Source organism: Salinivibrio sp. PR919 (assembly GCF_001995355.1).
Lineage (GTDB): Bacteria > Pseudomonadota > Gammaproteobacteria > Enterobacterales > Vibrionaceae > Salinivibrio > Salinivibrio proteolyticus.
In genome coordinates this window covers 1-4,087 of sequence record NZ_MUFL01000139.1, presented here as the reverse complement: position 1 = coordinate 4,087, position 4,087 = coordinate 1, and the positions used below count along the sequence as shown (strand labels likewise).

Sequence of the window (4,087 nt, the reverse complement as noted above, 5' to 3'; positions counted from 1 at the left end):
CTATTGAGACAGGTGTCATTCCCCTGCAACAGTCGCTGCCTAACCTGCCCCTCATCCGAACATGAGTAGTTGGTAGGAAACAACATGAGTGTACGACAGCGACTGTTAATCGCATTTTCCCTCTTCATTGCATCCACGATTGGGCTAGGAAGCTTATCGCTGTGGATTTCATCCCGCTCTGCGCAAGCCTCTTCAGAATATGTCAATCAACAGCTGCCTGAAGTCTGGGCGTTGCTCGCGCTGGAACGCGATCACCGCAACTTGGTCAACTTATCGCAAAAAATCAAAGCACAGTTATTGTTCTGGAATGAAATTCAGCCGCAGTTTGAACAACTCCATCAAGACTATCAGCAAAGCTGGCAAGCACTCTCTCGCTCTCCGTCGCTCGCAACCTGGCGCGCGAAACATCAAGCCGATAAACAGGCATTCGATGACTATCTCGTCCAGCTAGAAAAAACCATCGCTGCCAAAAGCTTCTATGATGCGGGGAGGTTAGTCGACTTTGATATGTATCCGGCCGTTGATCCTATGCTGCTCGCTATCAACGAGAAGCTGGCCGAAAGGCAATCTCATGCGAAACACTCTGCAAGCGGGCTGATCACCTTTCTAAACCAACAAGCGCATACCGTGTATATTGGTTGTGGCGCCACCTTACTCTTGGCATTGGTATTGATGACATGGTTGCGCAAAACTGTGGTGGTTCGCTTGGATCATATCGCTAATGCCTTAACAGATATTGACCAGCGCTCCGATCTGAGTACCCGCCTCACCGATCGGTACAGTGATGAGGTCAGTGCAGTCGCGCGGGCCTCTAATAACTTACTCGACAAGTTCTCGCATTTTGTCACTGACATTCAATCGCGAACCGCCGAATTAGATGGTCAATCTGACACGCTCGATACCCAAAGCAAACAAGTCGCACAGATTAACCAGCAGACCCGTCGTCAAGTCGACGACGTCGCCCAATCTCTCACCGTCATGGAAAGTGCCACCACAAACATTGCCAGTGCCATTCATGATACGCGCGAGTACATTAGCAAAGTGTCGCACGATAACGACGAGATCCAGCAACAAATGCGGACTACCGACGCCGCTATCGCACACAGTGTGGGTATCGTGGAGAAGGTATCGTCAACCATGGCAACACTGAAACAAACCAGTGAGCAAATTGCAGGGGTCATGGATGYGATTGAAGGGATTGCGGAGCAAACTAACCTACTGGCATTAAATGCAGCCATTGAGGCCGCGCGTGCCGGCGAGCATGGCCGAGGGTTTGCGGTCGTTGCCGATGAGGTCCGAGGCCTGTCACAGCGTACGGCACAATCGACCGGTGATATTCGCAATTGGATTAACGATCTCTTAGGACAAGTTGATACCGCCAGTTCACTGCTCACAGAAACACAAACGGCCAGTGCCTCCAACCAGCAAGCCAGCGTTCGTCTTCAAGGCTTTCTCAGTGATATGCATGCCACATTCCAAGGCTTAGAACAATTGAGCGCCGAGGTAGAAGCCGCATTGGCCTCACAGCACAAGGAAATTGAACACCTCACTGCTGGCCGACRTGCGCTTAAGCAAGGCAGCCAATCGCTCACTGAAGCCATCAATACCACCAGCGACGTCAGTGGCCAGTTGAGTCATCAATCGAGTGCACTCACCACGCWAACCGACCAGTTTCAGACTTAAACCGACATCAAAAAGCCACCTTCATTTACTTAAGGTGGCTTATCAGCTTTTACTGGGCCGCTTTAATGCGTTCAAAGCCTGCTGCTAAGTCAGTGATCAAATCCTCTACCGCTTCTAAACCAATGTGCACACGGACTAAGGTGCCACTGAAACTCACCTTACCGGCAGGACGAATACGGTTGAGTTGTTCAGGTTGATTGGTCAACAGCAACGACTCAAACCCACCCCATGAGTACGCCATGCTAAAGTGCTGTAAGTGATCACAGAACGCTTCCAGCTGTGCATCGGTAAGTCTTTGGTCAAAAACAAACGAAAACAAGCCATTACTCCCAGAAAAGTCTCGCTCAAAAAAGACATGTCCGGGGCAATCAGAAAACGCAGGGTGAAGGACATGCGCGACTTCCGGCTGCTCTTTTAGCCATTGCGCAATCTGTAGAGCACTTTGTTGATGTTGCTTCAGACGCACCCCTAGGGTACGCAACCCTCTTGCCGCTTGATACGCCGTCTCGGCATCAATGGTTTGTCCCATCAAATAGGCACGTTCTCGTAGCTGCGGCCAACAGCGACGATTTGCCACCGCGGTGCCGAGCATATGATCAGAGTGGCCAATAATATACTTGGTGCCGGATTGAATCGAAATATCGACCCCATGTGTTAAAGGCTGATATAAAACGCCAGCAGCCCAGGTGTTATCCATCATAATGATTGCCTCTGGCGCTTTGGCGCGAATCGCTTGCACCATGGCTGGCGTATCATGGACTTCCATGGTGTACGACCCAGGCGACTCGAGAAACACAATCCGGGTATTAGGCCGAATACGCTCAGCGATTTGGACCCCTTCAAGCGGATCGAAAAACTCAGTCTCAATCTGCATATCGGCAAGGATAGTTTGGCAAAAGTCTTGTGTGGGCTCGTAAGCCGAGCCTGTCACCAGAATATGGTCGCCCGTTTTCACAAATGCCAAGATACTGTTGGCAATGGCGGCAGCGCCACACGGAAACAACGCACATCCTTCACCTTGTTCGAGCTCTGTCATCGCATCTTGCAGGGCAAAATGCGTCTGGGTGCCACGGCGGCCGTAAAACAAGGTGTGCTGGTGTCGATGCGCAATTGCATGTTTTTTGTCGGCGAGCGTGTCAAAAACGATGGAGGAAGCACGCTGGATCACAGGGTTCACACCTTGTTGGGTATAACGTTTGTCGCGCCCCGCGTGAATCAATTGCGTGCTCAGGTATTTTTTTTCCATAATTCCTTACCCAAATATTTGCTCCATAGATACCTTACCCTAAGCATTATTTCTTTAGCAGTAAAGCCATTTAGCCATCTATTTAAATAGGTTCAATCGCACGTCTCCTTATTATTTATGGCATGGATGACGAAACCCCGCGGCTACAATGTCGAGTTGTATGAAAATAACTATTTAGATCACTAAACAGATCACAAATTAAGCACGCCAGGTGGAAAAGCGTAGAAAGTGTATATACATTGTATATCCAAACGATAGGCAAATGCAGATGACAAAAAAAGAAAAAAGCAAAAAAGACAGTCAGTTACTCATTCGTATTAATAGTGAGCAACGCGATGCCTTCTTGTCAAAATGCGAGGATCTCGACACGTCAGCTGCTAGAGAGATCCGTCGRTTTATCAAACAATTTTTAAAAGAACACGAAGAAAAAAAGAGCTCATAATCACAGTTTTAGGTGCAACTTGCCGGCACCTGTCCACGGCATTGAAGCCGTATTGCGGTGGCGAAAACACCGGCAATGACAACGAAAGGAGAAAACCGATGGCTAAAGCATCAAAGAAAGATCTGAAAAAATCGATCAAAAAGACCAAAGCAAAAGTTGCTAAACAAGAAAGCAAATTGAAAAAGCTGAAAAAACAGCTGAAAAAAGCCTAAATACAGCGCCTCCACTTATCGAGGCACTCGGTTAGCTAGGCATAGCGCGTATAACGCAAAAAAGCTCGGGACATGGTGCCCGAGCTTTTTATTTGGCTCAATTAAACCAGAATGGCAAACAACGCCTAGTGGCTCGACTCCGCTTCGCCGACTGGCTCGACCGTAAAGCGACCGACATCAACACCGACCACTCGCACTTTGTCGCCTGCTTGCAAGCTAGCATCATTACAGCTGCCACTAAGCACTAACTGCCACGCCACACCCGAATACTTAATTGTCGCTGGATGTGCCGACGTTAACGGCTCAGTCAATGTCAGCGTCAAACCAATAAAGTCACTGTGCTTGTTATCAGGGCTGCGTGCACCACGTTGCAGCCGCTTTAGCGGCTGCCACAGCGCGGCGGTTAACAATCCAGCGCCAATCCCGGTTGCGCTAAACATCACGGTCACAGTTTCCGGCAGCACGCCGAGCATCGCCAAAAGACCCGCCAGCACCGCAGCAACC

General features: G+C 49.4%; 4 protein-coding genes. 2 read left to right on the top strand and 2 right to left on the bottom strand.

Annotated elements, in window-relative coordinates:
* Window positions 1-84: 84 nt before the first annotated feature.
* Window positions 85-1,683, top strand: coding sequence for a methyl-accepting chemotaxis protein (locus BZG83_RS15960; protein ID WP_077482027.1), 1,599 nt, complete (start codon window positions 85-87; stop codon window positions 1,681-1,683).
* 49 nt (window positions 1,684-1,732) lie between these two features.
* On the opposite strand, the gene metC is transcribed toward BZG83_RS15960, so the two are convergent.
* A complete protein-coding gene (gene metC, locus BZG83_RS15955; protein WP_077482025.1) occupies window positions 1,733-2,929 on the bottom strand; it encodes a cystathionine beta-lyase in 1,197 nt (398 codons plus the stop codon).
* Between the two features lie 268 nt (window positions 2,930-3,197).
* On the opposite strand from metC, the gene BZG83_RS16920 reads away from it, so the two are divergent.
* Window positions 3,198-3,371: a hypothetical protein gene (locus BZG83_RS16920; RefSeq protein ID WP_167370411.1), complete on the top strand. Its 174-nt coding sequence runs from the start codon at window positions 3,198-3,200 to the stop codon at window positions 3,369-3,371.
* A gap of 337 nt (window positions 3,372-3,708) precedes the next feature.
* Here BZG83_RS16920 and BZG83_RS15945 read toward each other — a convergent pair.
* Window positions 3,709-4,087 (bottom strand): NfeD family protein (locus tag BZG83_RS15945; protein WP_077482023.1); only part of this gene is annotated, 379 nt, incomplete at its 5' end.

Bases quoted from the DNA above. Each gene is read 5' to 3' on its own strand.
- metC (WP_077482025.1), bottom strand. From the start codon at position 2,929: ATGGAAAAAAAATACCTGAGCACGCAATTGATTCACGCGGGGCGCGAC.